Annotated in this window: 17 protein-coding genes; 4 read left to right on the top strand and 13 right to left on the bottom strand. The window is 39.6% G+C overall.

Annotated elements, in window-relative coordinates:
- From FTV50_RS16140 to cadR, 7 genes are all read right to left on the bottom strand, one after another.
- A partial coding sequence (locus tag FTV50_RS16140) for an IS6-like element IS1006 family transposase (RefSeq protein WP_180025067.1) occupies positions 1-472 on the bottom strand: 472 nt, incomplete at its 3' end.
- 157 nt (positions 473-629) lie between these two features.
- Complete coding sequence (locus tag FTV50_RS16135; RefSeq protein ID WP_004665978.1) at positions 630-1,529, bottom strand: cation diffusion facilitator family transporter; 900 nt, start codon at positions 1,527-1,529, stop codon at positions 630-632.
- Between the two features lie 85 nt (positions 1,530-1,614).
- Complete coding sequence (locus FTV50_RS16130; protein ID WP_180025066.1) at positions 1,615-4,773, bottom strand: efflux RND transporter permease subunit; 3,159 nt, start codon at positions 4,771-4,773, stop codon at positions 1,615-1,617.
- Positions 4,763-5,998, bottom strand: a complete 1,236-nt coding sequence (locus tag FTV50_RS16125; protein WP_016165561.1) for an efflux RND transporter periplasmic adaptor subunit — start codon at positions 5,996-5,998, stop codon at positions 4,763-4,765. Before FTV50_RS16125 ends, FTV50_RS16130 begins: the two co-directional genes overlap by 11 nt.
- A gap of 1 nt (position 5,999) precedes the next feature.
- On the bottom strand, positions 6,000-7,367 hold the full coding sequence (locus FTV50_RS16120) for a TolC family protein (protein ID WP_004781067.1): 1,368 nt from the start codon (positions 7,365-7,367) through the stop codon (positions 6,000-6,002).
- A gap of 49 nt (positions 7,368-7,416) precedes the next feature.
- Complete coding sequence (locus FTV50_RS16115) at positions 7,417-7,827, bottom strand: hypothetical protein (protein WP_004733191.1); 411 nt, start codon at positions 7,825-7,827, stop codon at positions 7,417-7,419.
- Between the two features lie 141 nt (positions 7,828-7,968).
- Positions 7,969-8,361, bottom strand: a complete 393-nt coding sequence (cadR, locus tag FTV50_RS16110) for a Cd(II)/Pb(II)-responsive transcriptional regulator (protein WP_126034944.1) — start codon at positions 8,359-8,361, stop codon at positions 7,969-7,971.
- Between the two features lie 90 nt (positions 8,362-8,451).
- Here cadR and FTV50_RS16105 point away from each other — a divergent pair, with 90 nt between their 5' ends.
- Genes FTV50_RS16105 through FTV50_RS16095 form a run of 3 tightly spaced genes read left to right on the top strand, consistent with a single transcriptional unit; the run spans position 8,452 to position 11,823 of the window.
- Positions 8,452-9,732: a cation transporter gene (locus FTV50_RS16105; protein ID WP_180025065.1), complete on the top strand. Its 1,281-nt coding sequence runs from the start codon at positions 8,452-8,454 to the stop codon at positions 9,730-9,732.
- An 11-nt stretch (positions 9,733-9,743) separates the two neighbouring features.
- A complete protein-coding gene (locus FTV50_RS16100) occupies positions 9,744-10,004 on the top strand; it encodes a FeoA family protein (protein WP_004665962.1) in 261 nt (86 codons plus the stop codon).
- Entirely contained in the window at positions 9,994-11,823 is a 1,830-nt protein-coding gene (locus FTV50_RS16095; protein ID WP_026444403.1) for a ferrous iron transporter B, read from the top strand. The genes FTV50_RS16100 and FTV50_RS16095 overlap by 11 nt, the downstream gene beginning before the upstream one ends.
- Before the next feature lie 327 nt (positions 11,824-12,150).
- Here FTV50_RS16095 and FTV50_RS16090 read toward each other — a convergent pair whose 3' ends face one another.
- From FTV50_RS16090 to arsC, 6 genes are all read right to left on the bottom strand, one after another.
- Positions 12,151-13,239, bottom strand: a complete 1,089-nt coding sequence (locus FTV50_RS16090; protein WP_026444402.1) for an ArsO family NAD(P)H-dependent flavin-containing monooxygenase — start codon at positions 13,237-13,239, stop codon at positions 12,151-12,153.
- A 167-nt stretch (positions 13,240-13,406) separates the two neighbouring features.
- A complete protein-coding gene (arsH, locus tag FTV50_RS16085; protein WP_004644739.1) occupies positions 13,407-14,111 on the bottom strand; it encodes an arsenical resistance protein ArsH in 705 nt (234 codons plus the stop codon).
- Positions 14,112-14,115: 4 nt separating this feature from the next.
- Complete coding sequence (gene arsB / locus FTV50_RS16080) at positions 14,116-15,156, bottom strand: ACR3 family arsenite efflux transporter (protein WP_004644740.1); 1,041 nt, start codon at positions 15,154-15,156, stop codon at positions 14,116-14,118.
- 5 nt (positions 15,157-15,161) lie between these two features.
- Entirely contained in the window at positions 15,162-15,635 is a 474-nt protein-coding gene (locus FTV50_RS16075; protein ID WP_004781073.1) for an arsenate reductase ArsC, read from the bottom strand.
- A gap of 4 nt (positions 15,636-15,639) precedes the next feature.
- Complete coding sequence (locus FTV50_RS16070; protein ID WP_004644742.1) at positions 15,640-15,963, bottom strand: metalloregulator ArsR/SmtB family transcription factor; 324 nt, start codon at positions 15,961-15,963, stop codon at positions 15,640-15,642.
- Between the two features lie 44 nt (positions 15,964-16,007).
- On the bottom strand, positions 16,008-16,436 hold the full coding sequence (arsC, locus tag FTV50_RS16065; RefSeq protein WP_004733243.1) for an arsenate reductase (glutaredoxin): 429 nt from the start codon (positions 16,434-16,436) through the stop codon (positions 16,008-16,010).
- A gap of 290 nt (positions 16,437-16,726) precedes the next feature.
- Between arsC and FTV50_RS16060 the strand changes: the two genes are divergently transcribed.
- Positions 16,727-17,293 carry a recombinase family protein gene (locus tag FTV50_RS16060; RefSeq protein ID WP_006581699.1) on the top strand — a complete coding sequence of 189 codons (567 nt, stop codon included), beginning with the start codon at positions 16,727-16,729 and terminating at the stop codon, positions 17,291-17,293.
- The last annotated feature ends 258 nt before the right edge of the window (positions 17,294-17,551 follow it).

Genomic DNA, 17,551 nt, shown 5'->3' with positions numbered 1-17,551 from the left:
GTGGACATTTACCTTCCCGTTTTAACCGTGATAAAGCACGTCCATATGTGGGTGCTTTATCCGTGTTGATCACTTGTGGAATTTGCCACTTCTTCACATTATTTAAAATTTTTCCAAGAAAACAATATGCTGATTTGGTATTACGTCTAGAAGAAAGATAAAAATCAATGGTATCGCCACGTTGATCGACTGCACGATACAGATAAGACCATCGTCCATTCACTTTTACATAGGTTTCATCAATATGCCACGAGCTCAGATCTGTAGGATTACGCCAATACCAGCGTAAACGTTTTTCTATTTCAGGAGCATAACGTTGAACCCAACGGTAAATAGTCGTGTGATCAACATTCACACCCCGTTCGGCCAGCATTTCCTGCAGTTCACGATAGCTAATGCCATATTTACAATACCAGCGCACAGCCCAAAGAATGATTTCGCCCTGAAAATGCCGACCATGGAAAAGATTCATATGCTGCACCTTTAGCTAAAACAGTCTTCAGCTTACCATTCGTGGTTATTTGCAACAGTGCCGTTTAAAGTGCGTGTGATAAATAGAAGTGTAATACAGGAAAATGGTAAGGTTTATCAGCCTAGTCATCTGTCCATTATGTAGAAAGAGCAGCACTTTAATGTTTATGCTGTTCCAATGTATTACATTCCTTACTTTCTATTTGTAACGTAATTTCAGTAATACTATGATTATGTTTTAGAACGTCTAAGGCCTTTTGATAGAGCTGATCTGGATCGCTATTAGGAGCAACCAAATGAGCAGTTAAATGAATGTTTTTTGAAGATATAGCCCAGACTTTCAACTGATGAATCCCTTCAACACCCTCTAGCATCAATAAATCATTTCTTAACGACTCAATATCAATCTCATCAGGAACCCCTTCAAGCAAAATATGGATACTTTGTTTTAATAAAACCCAAGTTCGAGGTAAAACCCAGAAGCCAATTAACACAGCGATTACGGTATCTACCCACATCCACTGGGTAAAATAAATGACCACTCCTCCGATAATCACGCCTATCGATCCCAGTGCATCACTAAGGACTTCTAAATATGCGCCTTTCACATTTAGACTTTCTTGAGCACTCGCAGAAAGGATTTTCATTGAAATCAAATTTATGACCAAACCAATGACTGCGACAATCATCATTCCAACACTTTGAATTTCAGCAGGATGCGTAAAGCGTTGGTAAGCTTCATAGACAATATATATCGCCACCACAAAAAGCATCACTGCATTAAACAGAGCCGCTAAAATTTCGAATCGCTGATAGCCAAAAGTTCTTTTATCATCTGCGGCTTTTTTACCAATTTTGATAGCAGCAAGAGCAATAGCTAATGCGGCTACATCAGTAAACATGTGAGCGGCATCAGACAGTAATGCTAAACTTTGGGTAATAAAAGCAGCGACAACTTCTACTATTAAAAAAGTAGTCGTTAAACCCAAAGCAAACATTAATTTCTTACTATTTCCTTCAGTAACAACCGCATGGCTATGATCATGATGTTCTGACATAAAATTTTCCTTATTCAATCCATGATTAGCAGAGATACTTGAGACAGGCTCAATATCTCTGCTAAAAATTGCTTAATCTAATGGATTAAGAAGCTTTCTTTTCATTCATCCAGCGGTACAGTACGGGCAATAAAACCAATGTAAGCAGGGTAGAGGAGATAATTCCTCCAATAACCACTGTTGCTAAAGGTCTCTGTACTTCTGCCCCAGTTCCGGTTGCCAAAGCCATCGGGACAAACCCAAGGGACGCCACACAAGCTGTCATCAGCACAGGTCTAAGACGCAAAATTGCACCCTGCCACGTTGCATAATAAAGGTCATATTGTTGTCGCAACTCTTTGATAAAGGTAAGCATGACTAAGCCATTCAGTACAGCCACCCCCGATAGTGCAATGAAGCCAACCCCTGCTGACATGGATAATGGAATGTCACGCAACCACAACGCGATTAAGCCTCCACATAAGGCAAACGGTACACCACTAAAGACCAGTAAGCTTTCTTTGATATTATGGAATACAGCCATCAATAAAATAAAGATCGTCAACAATGCGAGCGGAACCACCAATTGCATACGCGCTTTTGCAGACATCAGATTTTGAAATTGACCGCCATAATCTATCCAATAACCGCTTGGTAATTCTTGTTTGGATAACGTGCTCTGAAGCTCTGTTACGAATGAGCCTAAATCACGTCCTTCTACATTTGCAGTAATAACCACTCGACGTTTACCATTTTCACGGCTGACCTGATTAATACCCAGGATATTTTCAACGCGTGCCACATCTTGCAGTTGGACTAAACCACCATTCGGCAATTGAATAGGAAGTACCGCTAACTGTTCAGGACTACGCTGGGATTCATCTAGACGGATGACAAAATCAAAACGCTTGTCTCCCTGTAAAATTGTTCCAACATTCTGGCCACCGACACTTGTAGCTACCAGATCCTGAATTGCTCTTACCGACAAGCCATATTGTGCAGCTCTGGACTTATCCACCTCTACATTCAACAAGGGTAAGCCACTGGTCTGTTCTACATTAACGGCTGTCGCGCCTGAAATTGAGTTAATTTTTTGAGAAATTTTATTCGCTTCGCGATTTAGAATCTCCATGTCATCACCAAATAATTTGACACCCACATCACTTCGCACCCCTGAAATTAACTCGTTAAAGCGCAGTTCAATGGGTTGCGAGAACTCACTGTTATTTCCCGGCAATGTCGCTAAGAAAGTAATCATTCTTTGGCGAAGCTCATCAATCGTTTGTTTTGGATCAGGCCATTCATCATGAGGTTTTAACAGTACCACGCCATCTGAAATGTTGGGTGGCATGACATCTGTGGCCACTTCTGCTGTACCGGTACGGGCAAAGATTGCTTTAATTTCAGGAAATTCTTTCAACAGTAACTTTTCAGTATTTTCCTGCATTTTCAGTGACTGTTCTAACCCTGTACTTGGGGAACGCATTTGCTGAACAGCAAAATCACCTTCACCCAGTTGAGGTGCAAACTCGCTACCTGTTTGAGTGGCTAGCACGCCCGTAAGCACTAAAATACAGGCAGCCACAATAGTCACAAATAAACGAAGCTCATAGGCTTTATCTAAAAGCAGTTCATATTTGGTTTTAAGCCAATGCATCCAGCGACTTTCGGTTTCCTTGACTTCTCCAGTGACAAATAGGGCAACTGCGGCTGGCACAAAAGTGACAGATAAAATCATGGCCCCAATTAAAGCCAGTACAACAGTCATTGCCATAGGATGGAAAAGTTTGGCTTCTACACCCGTCAGGGTAAAGATAGGTAGATAAACCACCAAAATAATTAACTGTCCAAAAATCAGAGGACGACGCGCCTGTTTTGCAGCCAAGAAGACTTCTTTAAATCTTTCAGAACGGCTAAGTAAACCACCTTTCAGCTTCTGAGCTTCTGCTAGCCGACGGATACAGTTTTCTACAATAACCACTGCACCATCAATAATAATACCGAAGTCCAGTGCCCCTAAACTCATCAGATTTGCACTAATCTTCTGCTCTGCCATTCCCGTCAAGGTAAACAGCATTGACAGTGGAATAACGCAAGCCGTGATCAGCGCAGCACGGAAATTACCTAGAAAGAGAAATAAAATAACAATGACGAGGATTGCACCCTCAATCAAATTTTTCTGAACGGTTTTGATCGCCCGATCAACCAAATGCGTACGGTCATACACAGTCTCAATCACCACACCTTTAGGTAGCGATTGCTGGATCGATTGCACCTTTTCATCAATGGCTTGAGCAACGGTACGGCTATTTTCTCCCATCATCATCATGGCAATACCCAATACAGTTTCTTCACCATTATAGGTTGCAGCCCCTGTTCTTAAGTCATGACCAATTGAGACATTGGCGACATCTGCCACCCGAATCGGATAGCCGTTTTTATTGGCAATACTGATGTTCTGGATATCTTCAATCGTGTTTAAAGTGCCGGGAACACGAACCGTTAGCTGTTGTCCATTTTTCTCAATATAGCCAGCACCACGGTTTTCATTATTCTCTGTTAAGGCAGTTTGTAAATCAGACAAAGGAATTTGCAATTGTTGCAATCGGTTCAGATCAGGGGCAACCACATAGGTTTTATTAAAGCCACCGATACTGTTGATCTCAGCAACGCCTTTTACGCGCTGTAATTGCGGTCTTACAATCCAATCCTGAATTTCACGTAAATCCATCGCCGAATAAGGGGTTCCATCCGGCTTTTTAGCATTTGGTTCGGCTTTAATCACCCATTGATAGATTTCACCTAAACCTGTCGAAATAGGCGACATGTTAGGTTGCACATCTTCAGGCATTTCTCCCATTGCTTCTTGCAAGCGCTGGTTGATAAGCTGTCTGGCCCAGTAAATATCCGTGCCATCTTCAAAAATGATGGTCACTTGCGATAAGCCGTAGCGTGAAATCGAACGGGTTTGTTCCATTTTCGGCATGCCTGACATGGCATTCTCAATGGGATAGGTAATCCGCTGTTCCATTTCCAAAGCCGTAAAGCCATTGGCTGAAGTGTTAATCTGCACCTGAGTATTGGTAATATCCGGTACAGCATCAATCGGTAACTTTTGATAACTATAAATACCAATAGCAATCCAGGCTGCAATAAACAGCATAATCCAAATGGCGTTATGGATAGAAAACTGGATCAGCCGATCAAACAGCCCTTCAGGTTTTACCGATTCGTGGTCTGGAATGTGAGGGCTTTTAGTGCTCATGTGAAGCCTCTCCTTTTTCCATCTCAGATTTCAGTAAGAAACTGCCTTGAGCTGCATATTTTTGTCCCTGATTAAGCCCATTTACCACTTCAATCCACTGGCTATCCCCAGACGATTGACCTAATTTCACCGGTTGCGGACTGAATTCAACTTTCTGTCCATGCTGAGTGGCGACAAAAACCACATCTTTTCCATCGACATTCTGAACTGCGGACTTAAGTACCCGTAATGCGGTACTTTCACTGCGTTGTTGCAACTGTACGTTTACCATCAAGTTTGGACGTAATTCGGTTGCATTCGATTCAACTTTTGCTCGCACCTGAAGACGGCCTGTTTGAATATCCGCTTCAGTATTTAAAGTCTGAATAACAGCCTGATAGACCTTTTCCGTTTGCAAGGATTTAAATTCGATCTTTTGATTCGGGGCTAAGCCCATAATTTCAGAATTTGGAACAATAAACTCAAGCCAGAGTTGATCTAACCGGTCTATCGTAAAGAGTTGATCGGCTAACTGAACATTTTCCCCGAGAACCAAATCCTTTTTACTGATCACGCCAGAAATGGGAGCTTTCAAAATATAGCGTCCGTTACTGGCATTCACTGCACCAAATGCACTTAAACGTGATTGGGCCGCTTGAACCTGAATTTGTGCCCGTTTATAGCTGTTATAAGCACGTTGATAGTCCTGTTTTGCTGAAATGCCCTGTGACCAAAGCTGACGCTCACGATCATAGTCTTGTTTCGCCAGTTCAAGGTTGGTTTGTTCAATTTTAAGATTGGCCTGCTGATCAACTAGATCAGGAACAAGCAACGCAGCCAAAGGCTGTCCTTTCTGAACTTTTTGACCGAGTTCTACATAGACATTTTCTACATGACCACTAAAACTCGGTGAGACGTGCGCTTGCTGGTCAGTATTCACATTCAGTTTGGCAGGATAAGAACTTAATTTAACCACCGGGCCTTGATCGACCGCTGATAATTGTATGCCCTGTTCCACCAGTTGCTTGGCAGTCAGGCTCACACCTTCTGCATGCTCTTCGGTTTCACCACCATGTTCTTCTCCCCCTTCTTCCTCGGCATGTTCATCTGATGTTTCAGATTTATTCTTACCCGTTAAGATCAAGAAAATACTGAGGAGTACGGTAGCGCCGATGACCAAACTAATCAGTAGGGGTTGAGAGATTTTTCCGCTCTGTTTTTTTAAGCTGTTTTTAAGATCGAACATGTTAATTTCCCCCACCAATGACAGGCATGGCCTGTATGTCTTGCCATAAATTTTGATTGATTTGTGCAATAGCATCTTTCGACATGACTTCACTTGGGCTAATGCCTAAGCTTAAACTTTCTGCTTCGATGGCCTTTTGCCAGCCCTCCCGTAACAACTGGACTTTACGTAGACGGATGTCTTGTAATTGAAGCGTGGCTTGCTGAACATCGGTTAAAGCAAACTTTCCTGCCAGAAAACCTTGTAAAGTTTTACTTTGAACTTGAGTCGCCAAAGGAATTTGAGTCTCGTCAACGACTTTGAATTGAAGCTCTAAACCCTGCAACTCGGTTAAGATCGTGCCTATTTGCAGCGCATTTTGCTTTAGATAAAAGTCTTTCTGACGCTCTAATAAGTTCATTTTTTCTTGCGCGATTTTTATGCCATTTTGCTGACGATCGAAAATATTGAGCGGTACACTGACTCCAACCACCAGTTGATTTTGTGTTGAGTTATCCAAGGATTGGGTGCGGTTAACGCCCAGGTTTAAAGTAGGATTAGGACGTGACTTTGCTTTCAGCTGATCAACCGTTGCTTGAGACTCTAACACCTGTAAAATCCGATATTTCTCAATGTAGTTATCCGCTAAATATTCTTGAACCTGCCCATGAGTCGATTTTGGCCAAAGCTTTTGCGAAGAGAGGTTTACCTTCAATGACTTATCAGAGGTTCCCCATAAATTTGATAATTGTTGGGTTGCCACTTGTACCTGTAAGTCGGCCTGTCTAAAAAGACGGATATTTTCAGCATGACTTAAACGTGCGCGATTCACATCTACTTGCGCGATACTGCCTGCATTAAAGCGCTTTTCGATTGCTTGAAGGTTTTCTTCGCTCACCCGAAGTTGTTCATTGACAATGTTTTTTTCAAGTTCGGCAATGGCCAGTTGCGACCATACATATTTCACTGCAAGCTCAATTTGTGCTTGATAAATCTTCTGTTTCAGCGCTGTTTTATCTATTGAGAGACTGGCTAATTTTTGGTTTGCTCTTCGCTCACCAAAAATATCCAAAGGTTGTGATATACCGATGGCAAGCTCTTTTTCATTATTTGAACCAAAGCCCGTTTGTTCAACTGACAATTCAGGATTTTTAAACAGCTTACTTTGCTGAAGATTCGTGGCATTAATACTATTTTGCGTTTCCCAGAAATTTTGGGACGCTTGATATTGGTTAACCTGCTCAATAGCTTGCTGCAGCGTTAAATCTTGAGTACTGGCGACTACGGAAGTACTGAAGCTGATCATTGCAGATAGCAAGATACCGCTACCTAAGGCTGACCAGGATAAATTCAGGATGGAGGTATCCTGATGTAATTTGTTTTTTGACATGAAAATGCCCCACGCATAATGAAATTAGGAGTGGTGGGCTTTTATAAGACTACCCCACCAATAGTAGGGGCAAATCGGGAGGCGGGGTTAATTGATCCAGATAAGGGGGTTTATAAAAAGTTATTCCCAAATAAGTTGGGGTAATGCCGGTCTCAAAATTAGCTTTAAGCTTCAGATCATCGGGTGGGTCAATCTGAATCACGATTGTATTTGAGAAATGACTGCACTTTTCGTTAAAACAAACCTTCTGACAATAGTCATAGATTTCTTTATAGTTTTCTAGGGAATAAAGTGCTTGACGAGGACTATCACTCTTTTCGTCTAAATCGATTGGATTAGAGAGTATTGAATTGGGTATGTTTGGCATTTCATGCAGACAAGCAGCCTCTGCCACACTCCAAATATTCTGGAATGTGAATAAGAGTACCAATATCTGGATTAGAAATGTTTTTCTCTTCATACACAAATCTGTATTTAAAACACCAATCGGAAGCTAACCAAAGCTATCTAAGATCTGATCACAAAATTTAAGTCACCTTAATCTTTTTGCAGCCTTAAGTAAAGATATACAGAGTTTTTGAAAAAGCATAGGTCTAGATAATCAAGCTAGATTTTTTAGAACTCCACATTGGTCAATTGTACATAAACCATCACAAGTACCTCTTAGATCAGACAATTGTTCAATCAGCTTTTGCTGTTTGATTATATTTTCCTTGATAGCACAGACATGTAAGTCAATTAATTCATTCACATCTGAACAATTTTTCTTGGGATTATCTTTATAGGTGAGTAATTGACGAATTTCATTCAAACTCATATTTAAAGTTCGGCAATTCAAAATAAACTTAATTCGCTCAACATAGCCTATATCGTAAAGGCGGTAATTTCCTTCCGTTCTTTCGGGTTCCGGAATTAAACCTTCCTTTTCATAAAACCTAATTGTTAATACTGAACATGAGGTTTTTTTAGAGAGTTCACCAATTTTTAAATGCATTGAGTTAGTATTTCCAAAAAATCTTGACTCTATAGTAACTATAGGGATTCTAATATTCAAAGTTTATAAATTTTTTTAATGGGTATAATTATGAGTGGTTGTGGATGTAGTAAAGAAACACCATGCGAAGATAAGAAATCTCAACAAGAAAATCATCCATCAATTGCAGAAGCAAACAATTCAAAGAATTGTGATAATACGCTTAGCTGTTGTGGTGAAGAGGAAGAAAAAAAATCTTCATCTCCTTGCTGTAACACTTCAAACAGTTGTGAAGATACCGCTCAATCCTGTTGTGGTTCTGATCCCAAAGAAAATTTAAGCACTGAAGACGTTTTAAAAGATTCGCACTACATGAGTGAATACTTAGTTCCCAAAATGGATTGTTCTGCGGAAGAACAGATGGTTCGTATGGCGCTATCTTCAATTGATGGTGTTCAAAAACTCATCTTTGATTTACCTAACCGGTCTTTAAAGGTTCTACATAATCAAAAAGATGAAAATATAACTACCAAACTTGAAGCTTTGGGTTTTGGTGCAAAGCTTGTGAAGACTGAAACTTATATAAGCAATCAACAGGCTAAGCAAACAAGTACCTATACCATTCCTAAAATGGATTGCTCTGCTGAAGAGCAAATGGTCCGTATGGCTCTTGCAGATATTGAAGCAGTTAAAGGTCTTACTTTTGATCTTCCCAATCGAAAACTGAAAGTCTTCCATAATGAAGGGAGTCAGCAAATTACGGCCAAACTTGAAGAACTGGGTTTTGGGGCGAAACTTGATGAAACACAGCTTTCTACAGGCGATATACCTAATGAACCTGATCCTGTGAGACAAGCTAAAGTACTTAAACTGTTATTAGGCATTAATGCTCTACTGTTCTTTATAGAATTCATCAGCGGAATTATTGCTGCGTCTACAGGATTGATTGCTGATTCTCTAGATATGTTTGCCGATGCAGCCGTTTATGGTATTGCGCTATATGCCGTCGGAAAAGCTGCGAAATATCAAGTGAAAGCAGCCCATTTCGCAGGTTGGATTCAGTTATTACTTGCTGTCATCGTGATTATTGATGTCATTAGACGATTCATGTTTGGAAGCGAGCCAGAATCAACGCTCATGATTGTTATTGGCCTGCTCGCACTTATAGCTAACGTGACATGCTTATATCTTATTTCTGGTCATCGAGAAGATGGCGCACATATGAAAGCCAGTTGGATTTTCTCGGCGAATGACGTTGTGGTAAATATGGGCGTTATATTTGCCGGTGTACTCGTGGCGTGGACGGGATCAGCTTACCCAGACTTAATCATTGGCATCCTGGTTTCTTTATTCGTGCTTAATGGTGCTCGAAAGATTTTGGCTTTGAAGTAAGAGTATCGAAAATGAATCTATTTCAAGTTAAACAAAATCAGATCGTCAAAATTAGAGATCTCAAAAAAGGTAATCAATACAGTCATACCACTGATCCCGTATTGGAACGGCTCCAACTATTAGGTTTTAGAGAGGGTGAAACTCTACAAGTACTCGCTAAAGGTGTTTTTGGCGGAGATCCTGTTTTAGTTCAAATTGAAACTTCAAGATTCGCATTAAGAAAGAATGAAGCTGAAAGAATTTTTGTAGAGTTAGTATCCAATGAAGATTAAGAACATTGCATTAGTCGGTAATCCAAATTGCGGAAAAACCTCTTTATTTAATACGCTTACTGGTACGCGACAAAAAGTTGCCAACTATGCTGGAGTTACCGTAGAAAGAAAAGAAGGTTCTTTTAAATTACCTTCTGGTGATGCAATACGAGTATTGGACTTACCCGGAACTTACAGTTTAAAACCTAGTAGTTTAGATGAAGAAGTCACCAGGGCAGTTTGTTTGGGCGAGCTAAAAGGTGAAATTCTACCCGATATTTTTATATGCGTTGTAGATGCCACAAATTTAAGCTTACATTTGAGCTTGGTTCTCGAAGTTCGTGCTCTAAATCGCCCTATGATTCTTGTATTAAATATGATGGATGAGGTCAAAAAGCGTGGTATTTCCATTGATAAGGATAAACTGTCTCAACTGTTAGGTATCCCTGTAGTTGAAGCTGTCGCAGTTAAAACAAAAGGAATTCAAGATTTAATTAATCAATTAGATCAAAAAAATCTTTTTATTACTCCTTATCATTCTGAATTAAGTCATTTTGAACAGGTCAAACAAATCACCAAACAAGTTATTTTAAATAATGACAGTGGTGATAAAAGAACCGCATTTCTAGATAAAATTTTTCTACATCCTGTATTGGGTTTAGTAATCTTAACTTTAACCATGTTTGTGATGTTCCAGGCGGTATTTATATGGGCAACGCCTTTTATTGAATTCATTGAAAATTTTGTCGCATGGCTCAGTGATTTTATTGGACCACTAATCCAACATCCTCTATTAAAAAGCTTGGTTGTGGATGGGGTAATTGCTGGTGCAGGTAGCGTGCTTGCATATATGCCTCAGATTTTGATTTTATTCTTCTTCATTTTAATGCTTGAAGAGTCAGGTTATTTACCCCGGGCAGCATTTCTTTTAGATAAATTAATGTCTAAAGCCGGGCTTAGCGGCCGTTCATTTATTCCTCTGCTATCCAGTTTTGCTTGTGCCATTCCCGGAATTATGGCAACCAGAAGTATCAGCTCTGAACGGGACCGATTAGCAACAATTATGATTGCACCCTTGATGACCTGTTCAGCAAGATTGCCAGTATATGCTTTATTGATCGCGGCATTTATTCCCAACCAATTAATCTACGGCTGGTTAAGTCTGCAAGGATTAGTCCTTTTTGGTCTTTATATGTCGGGAATAGTCTCAGCGTTATTAGTTTCAGTGTTTCTGAAGTTGGTTCGAAAAGATAAAACTGAAAGTATTTTTATTTTTGAACTTCCCACATACCGAATTCCAGATATTAGAAATATTGCATTAGGCTTATATGATAGGGCAACTATTTTCTTAAAACGAGTTGGTGGCATTATCGTTGCGCTGTCTATCTTGTTATGGGTGCTAGTCACGTTCCCTCAACCACCAGATAATGCAAGCATGCCGGCCATTAACTATAGTTTAGCTGGTCAGTTAGGGCATTTAATTCATCCTATATTTGCGCCTATTGGGTTTACATGGGAAATATGTATTGCACTCATTCCTGCTATGGCAGCAAGGGAAGTTGTAATTGCTGCTCTTGGGGTGATTTATGCGATGTCAGGTGATGAAGATACAGTAACTCAAAGTCTGTTAAGTCAAATTTCAGGCCCGGATGGATGGGGGTTAGCCACAGGTTTATCATTATTGGTATGGTTTATTTTTGCTCCCCATTGTCTTGCTACGTTAGCAACAATTAGACGAGAAACTGGCAGCTGGAAACAGCCCATCATTATGGCAACTTATTTGTTTGCATTAGCCTACATCTTTTCATTCATCACATATCAAGTTGCGAGTAATTTTTAATTAGCAAATGAATAAAATAAGGGAGCTAGCTCCCTTATTTTATTGAAATACTCACTATAAATGAAGCGCTTTTACAAGAAAAACTGTATAGATATCAATAATATTAAACAGCTTCCTAAGAAAACTTCTAATTTAATTATAAATTATGAAAGAGTTCCCTCTTTTTAGTGCAATTCATGAAATTAGGTTTAAATATCAAAAATTATGGCTTAATGAAGAGCATGATCTTGTAGACACTTTTAGTGAAATAATAATCAAAATATTGGAATGCTCCCAGTAGCCTAGACACAAAACCGATTCTAAAATTCTTATACTCGATATGGATAATTATTCTGAAAATTTTTTAGTATTAATTTCTTGTAGATAAGTGAAGATCTCATCTACTGTAGCTCTCGCTGTTCTAGAAACGCCAATTAATGTTGCAGATGCCATACCTGTCCAATCTCCATATCCAACTAACCACAAGTTAGGTAACTTAATAGACCTTCCATTTTGAACTTCTACAAAGTTATCTCGCTCTACTATATCTATACTTTTTAGATGATTTAATGAAGCCTTAAATCCAGTACACCAAATAATCACATCAATTTTCTCTTTTTTTCCATCTGGCCAAATAACTGCATCTGTAGCTAAAGATTGAAAAGGTGGACGGCTATGTAAGACTCCTCTATTCCTTGCCTCTTTGACACTATCGATCATCACAATATCACCTAGGCCACCTATTGGCTGGTCAACTTTTCTTCCTTCTTGTTGTACTTTTAAACGCTCAGTTGCTCTTAAAAACAGTACTCGACCATCGACATCATCAGGTAAAAATTGAGGCGGAGTTTTTGTGACCCAAATGGTTTCAGCAACTTGTGAAACCTCAGCGAGTATTTGCGCGCCCGAATTCCCCCCACCCACCACGATGACTTTCTTATCTTTAAATGAATCTGCATTCAGGTAATGGGCTGAATGTAACTGCGTGCCTTGAAAGTTTTCCTGTCCCGGATAATCAGGAATAAACGGCTGGCGCCATGTCCCTGTTGCACTGACCACCACCTTGGCTCGCCAAAACTTTTCTCCAGCATATACGTCTAAATACTTTCCCTTCGATTCCACACGATCGACATGTACTGGACGAACAATCGAAAATTGATATCTCTGTTCATAAGCCGATAAATACTGGATCACCTCATTTCGTGTTGGATAGGTCTGTTCAGTGATGGGCATCATCCAACCGGATAGAGAACTCCAGGTATTAGGAGAAAAAAGACGCAATGACTCCCAGGTATGCAGCCAGGCACCCCCCGCTTGATTTTGCTCATCCAATATAATGAATGGGATTTTCTTGCGCTTTAAAAAATAAGCGGTAGATAAAGCGGCCTGCCCACCACCGATAATGATCACATCAGTTTCAGTCTGTTTCTGGTTCAAAGCCTTCACCTTTTCCTTATTTATCTCTGACTTCTTTAATGTAAAAACCCAATCATGAAGACTGGGTTTTTACAATATTCATTGTACCTTTAACAGCACTTCATCGGTACAGCATAAAAGTGTTACTGACCTGGCAATGAGGCGCAGTATTTAATACCATCCAGCATTTATAAACTGCGCTGATTTACACGCTTGGACAACTCTTCAGCCGATTCCTTGCGTTCAGAATAACGATCTGTCAGGTATTTGCTTTGTCCACGAGTCAGTAGGGTGAACTTAAATAACTCTTCCATCACATCCACAATCCGGTCATAGAAAGCCGAAGGTTTCATTCGTCCATCTTCTTCAAACTCCAAAAAAGCTTTTGGAACTGAAGACTGATTTGGAATGGTGATCATCCGCATCCACCGCCCCAAAATACGCATCTGGTTCAGGCTGTTAAATGACTGTGATCCGCCACTGACTTGCATCAAGGCAAGAGTTTTACCTTGGGTAGCACGGATTGCCCCTCCTGCCAGTGGAATCCAGTCGATTTGAGATTTAAAGATTGAACTCATAGAACCATGGCGTTCAGGTGAACACCAGACCATGCCTTCTGACCATGCTAAAAGCTCATGCAGTTCTTTTACTTTTGGATGCTCAGTATCCGCATCTTCTGGTAAAGGAAGCCCTTTAGGATGAAAGATTTTTATTTCCGCCCCAAAATGCTCAAGGATTCGACCGGCTTCAAGAACTGCAAGGCGACTGTAAGAACGTTCTCGATTAGAGCCATACAGCAGCAAAATTCGCGGAGGATGAGCAAGTTCTTTGGCTTGAACTTTTTCAAAGGTGGGTTGCTCAAGAAGATTTAGATCTACATTTGGGAGATTCATAGAGTTAGGCCTCTTTAAAAACTTTCTTTCTCAGCCAGAGTGAAACACTCACCAAGGCAATCAACACAGGAACTTCGACCAGTGGGCCAATAATCGTGGTAAAAGCAACAGGCGAAGCGATACCAAAAGTTGCAATCGCTACTGCAAGTGATAATTCAAAATTATTCCCCGCTGCGGTAAATGCAATTGCTGTGGTCTTAGGATAGTCATTGCCCATCCATTTACTCATAAAGAAGCTGATGAAGAACATTAAAACGAAGTAAATGGTTAAAGGAATCGCGATGCGTAAAACTTCAAGCGGAAGACTCACGACATCACCGCCTTTTAGGCTAAACATGGCCAGAATGGTGAACAGCAAAGCCATTAAACTCAGCGGACTGATTTTCGGAATGAACTTGGTTTCATACCATTCCACGCCTTTCTGTTTCACCAAAATCCATCGCGTTAAGAAACCTAATAAGAACGGAATACCAAGATAAACCAGAACAGCATGGGTGATGGTCCAGAAATCGACATTAATGACCTGCGAAGCGACACCAAAATATGGTGGAAGGAAGGTCAGGAATAACCAGGCATAGGTACTGAAAAATAGAATCTGGAAGATGCTGTTAAAGGCAACTAATGCTGCAACATATTGATTATCACCACAGGCCAAGCCATTCCACACCAGAACCATGGCAATACATCGAGCAAGACCAATCAGGATGACACCGGTCATATATTCTGGATAACTATGTAAAAATATGATTGCCAGGGCAAACATGAGTACTGGCGCGATCAGCCAGTTTTGTACTAAGGACAAAGTAAGGGTTTTCTTATCCTTAAACACTTGTGGCAAAGTCGCATAGTTCACTTTTGCCAGTGGTGGATACATCATTAGAATAAGACCAATCGCGATTGGAATATTCACTGAATCAATGCTTAATTTATCGAGTGCGACAGAAGCCTGAGGAAAGAAGTTTCCGATGGCAATGCCTAAGGCCATGGCAATAAAAATCCATAGCGTCAGGTTGCGATCTAAAAAAGATAAGCGTTTTTCAGACATTTCACTTACTCAACGTTCGAAATTTGATTAATTGCTGCAATCAATTCTGAGCGAGATAGTTTATCTACATTAAGTTTAAATAAAGCATCTAAGCGACGATTGATATGTTCAACAGTGCTCATAAAGGCTTTCATTTTTTCTTCTTTATTCACGTCTAAGTGTGAAGGATCAGCCAAGCCCCAATGTGCCTTGATTGCTCCACCCAAATAAAGTGGACATGCTTCTTGAGCAGCAGAATCACATACTGTGATCACAACATCAGGTTGATATTGTTCACAATCATTAATCGTTTTACTCCATAAACCTTCGGTAGATAATCCTAAGTTTTCAAGGGTTTCTAAAGTTAGCGGGTGAACTTGACCTGAAGGCTTACTCCCAGCGCTATAGGCTTTCCAACCTTCTGGTGCTCGGCTATTAAACAAAACCTCAGACAAAATGCTACGGCAGCTATTTCCAGTACATAAAAATAAAAATTTCATTGAATTACTCACAATAACTATTTACAGAAAGGGGGTGTTGATCATCCAGCTTTGATTGAGATTGAACCGTCTTCAAAATATCTAAAATTTCATAACACCAGTTGGCCAATTTTGGATTGATACTGTAGTAAACCCATTGGCCTTGTCTGCGATCTTGAAGTAGCCCTGAAGCACGTAAAAGGGCTAAATGTCTTGAAATTTTCGGTTGACTGAGTTGTAGTTTTTCAGTCAAATCACATACACATAGTTCTTTATTTTCAACAATTAATGTCACTATATTGAGACGTGTTTCATCTGATAAGCATTTAAAAAAATTAACTTGATCCATATAAATCTCCTTCACATTCTTTCCATTCAAGAGATGAGAAAGTACTATTTAATTCTTTGGCCATTTTCATCAATAATTTTTTCACCATCTTCTTTGCTAAATGCGCCTTTCTGAGGAAACGGGAGAATATCCAAAACAACTTCAGAAGGACGACACAAACGTGTACCTAAATCCGTAACAACGAATGGGCGGTTAATCAAAATAGGATGTTGAAGCATAAAATTTAAAAGCTGTTCATCAGACCAATCTTCCCGAACAATTTCTAAATCAGAATATGGAGGTACATTTTTACGAATTGCTTCTCTAACACTTAAACCAGCACTACGAATAAGTTCAATTAATTCTGCTTTCGAAGGTGGGGTAATTAGATACTCAATAACGATTGGTTCAATTCCTGCATTTTGAATTAAAGCTAAGGTATTCCTTGATGTACCACACTCAGGATTGTGATAAATCTTTATGGTCGAGAACATTTTGACTAACACTGCTATTAGAAACTCAGATATACTTATATACGTATTTCCACATATATGCAAATACGTATATTGATTTTATTTAAATTACTTAATGTCAATAAATGTATATATATTCTTGCAAATTCTTATGAGTGAGAAAAAACTCGTTATTTAAATATGTAAATTTAGAGTATAGCCTAACGGAACAAAATAAAGTCTTAAAAAGCAACTCAAAAACCGTATTTATAGACTTAATATTTAATTTCGGTACAATATGTATTTAATTATCTAAACTCTAACGGTACAGAATGCCTAATCAGGTCGGATATATTCGAGTCAGTTCAACTGAACAAAATACTGAACGTCAATTAGATGGAATCAGCCTGGATAAGACCTTTACTGAAAAGGCAAGCGGTGGTAGCCGTGAACGTCCTCAGTTAAATGCAATGCTCGACTATCTGCGTGAAGGTGATACGGTGCATGTTCATAGTATTGATCGTCTGGCACGTAATACAAATGATCTGAACGAAATTGTGAATAGTCTGAATGATCGTGGTATAACCATTATTTTTCATAAAGAGAATTTGACCTTCAGTCATGATGTAGCACAATCGGCAATAAATAAACTCATGTTTCAGATGCTTGCTGCATTTGCAGAGTTTGAACGCTCCATGATCCGTGAGCGTCAAAAGGAAGGAATTGCAAAAGCCAAAGCGAAGGGCTTATATAAGGGAAGAAAGCGGAAGGTTGACTATGTTGAAATACGAAAAGCAATGGCTGAAGAAAATTCAACATTTAGAGGTGTTGCAGAAAAGTTTAAAGTAGGGATAGCAACAGTACAAAGAGCTTTAAAAGAAGAAACTAATAATCAATAAGGTTGATTAATGAAGACGCTTAGATATTCAAATTTAGAAAAGATCATGACCATTTATACTGAAATTTCTACTTATATTACATTTCATAATGCGACTGGTTTAACAGATATAAATAAATCAATGGAAGATTTTTGAACCGTACCGGGTTTGTCGGAGACCAAGCTTTCTGAGAGAATGTCCCGATGAAAAAAGTAAAATATACCCCTGAAATCAGAGAAAGAGCGGTTCAATTATTGATTGAATCCGAGAAAGATTATC

Source organism: Acinetobacter sp. YH1901134, from assembly GCF_013416965.1.
Classification (GTDB): domain Bacteria; phylum Pseudomonadota; class Gammaproteobacteria; order Pseudomonadales; family Moraxellaceae; genus Acinetobacter; species Acinetobacter amyesii.
Note: the sequence above shows the minus strand (reverse complement) of the source record. Positions and strands in the feature narration are given on the sequence as shown.

Excerpts from the sequence above, each read along its gene's own strand:
- FTV50_RS16105 (WP_180025065.1), top strand. The coding sequence starts at position 8,452 with ATGAGTGGTTGTGGATGTAGTAAAGAAACACCATGCGAAGATAAGAAA.
- FTV50_RS16130 (WP_180025066.1), bottom strand. The coding sequence starts at position 4,773 with ATGAGCACTAAAAGCCCTCACATTCCAGACCACGAATCGGTAAAACCT.
- FTV50_RS16075 (WP_004781073.1), bottom strand. The coding sequence starts at position 15,635 with ATGAAATTTTTATTTTTATGTACTGGAAATAGCTGCCGTAGCATTTTG.
- FTV50_RS16060 (WP_006581699.1), top strand. The coding sequence starts at position 16,727 with ATGCCTAATCAGGTCGGATATATTCGAGTCAGTTCAACTGAACAAAAT.
- FTV50_RS16070 (WP_004644742.1), bottom strand. The coding sequence starts at position 15,963 with ATGGATCAAGTTAATTTTTTTAAATGCTTATCAGATGAAACACGTCTC.
- FTV50_RS16125 (WP_016165561.1), bottom strand. The coding sequence starts at position 5,998 with ATGTTCGATCTTAAAAACAGCTTAAAAAAACAGAGCGGAAAAATCTCT.
- arsB (WP_004644740.1), bottom strand. The coding sequence starts at position 15,156 with ATGTCTGAAAAACGCTTATCTTTTTTAGATCGCAACCTGACGCTATGG.
- FTV50_RS16100 (WP_004665962.1), top strand. The coding sequence starts at position 9,744 with ATGAATCTATTTCAAGTTAAACAAAATCAGATCGTCAAAATTAGAGAT.
- FTV50_RS16120 (WP_004781067.1), bottom strand. The coding sequence starts at position 7,367 with ATGTCAAAAAACAAATTACATCAGGATACCTCCATCCTGAATTTATCC.
- FTV50_RS16115 (WP_004733191.1), bottom strand. The coding sequence starts at position 7,827 with ATGAAGAGAAAAACATTTCTAATCCAGATATTGGTACTCTTATTCACA.
- cadR (WP_126034944.1), bottom strand. The coding sequence starts at position 8,361 with ATGCATTTAAAAATTGGTGAACTCTCTAAAAAAACCTCATGTTCAGTA.
- arsH (WP_004644739.1), bottom strand. The coding sequence starts at position 14,111 with ATGAATCTCCCAAATGTAGATCTAAATCTTCTTGAGCAACCCACCTTT.
- arsC (WP_004733243.1), bottom strand. The coding sequence starts at position 16,436 with ATGTTCTCGACCATAAAGATTTATCACAATCCTGAGTGTGGTACATCA.
- FTV50_RS16135 (WP_004665978.1), bottom strand. The coding sequence starts at position 1,529 with ATGTCAGAACATCATGATCATAGCCATGCGGTTGTTACTGAAGGAAAT.
- FTV50_RS16095 (WP_026444403.1), top strand. The coding sequence starts at position 9,994 with ATGAAGATTAAGAACATTGCATTAGTCGGTAATCCAAATTGCGGAAAA.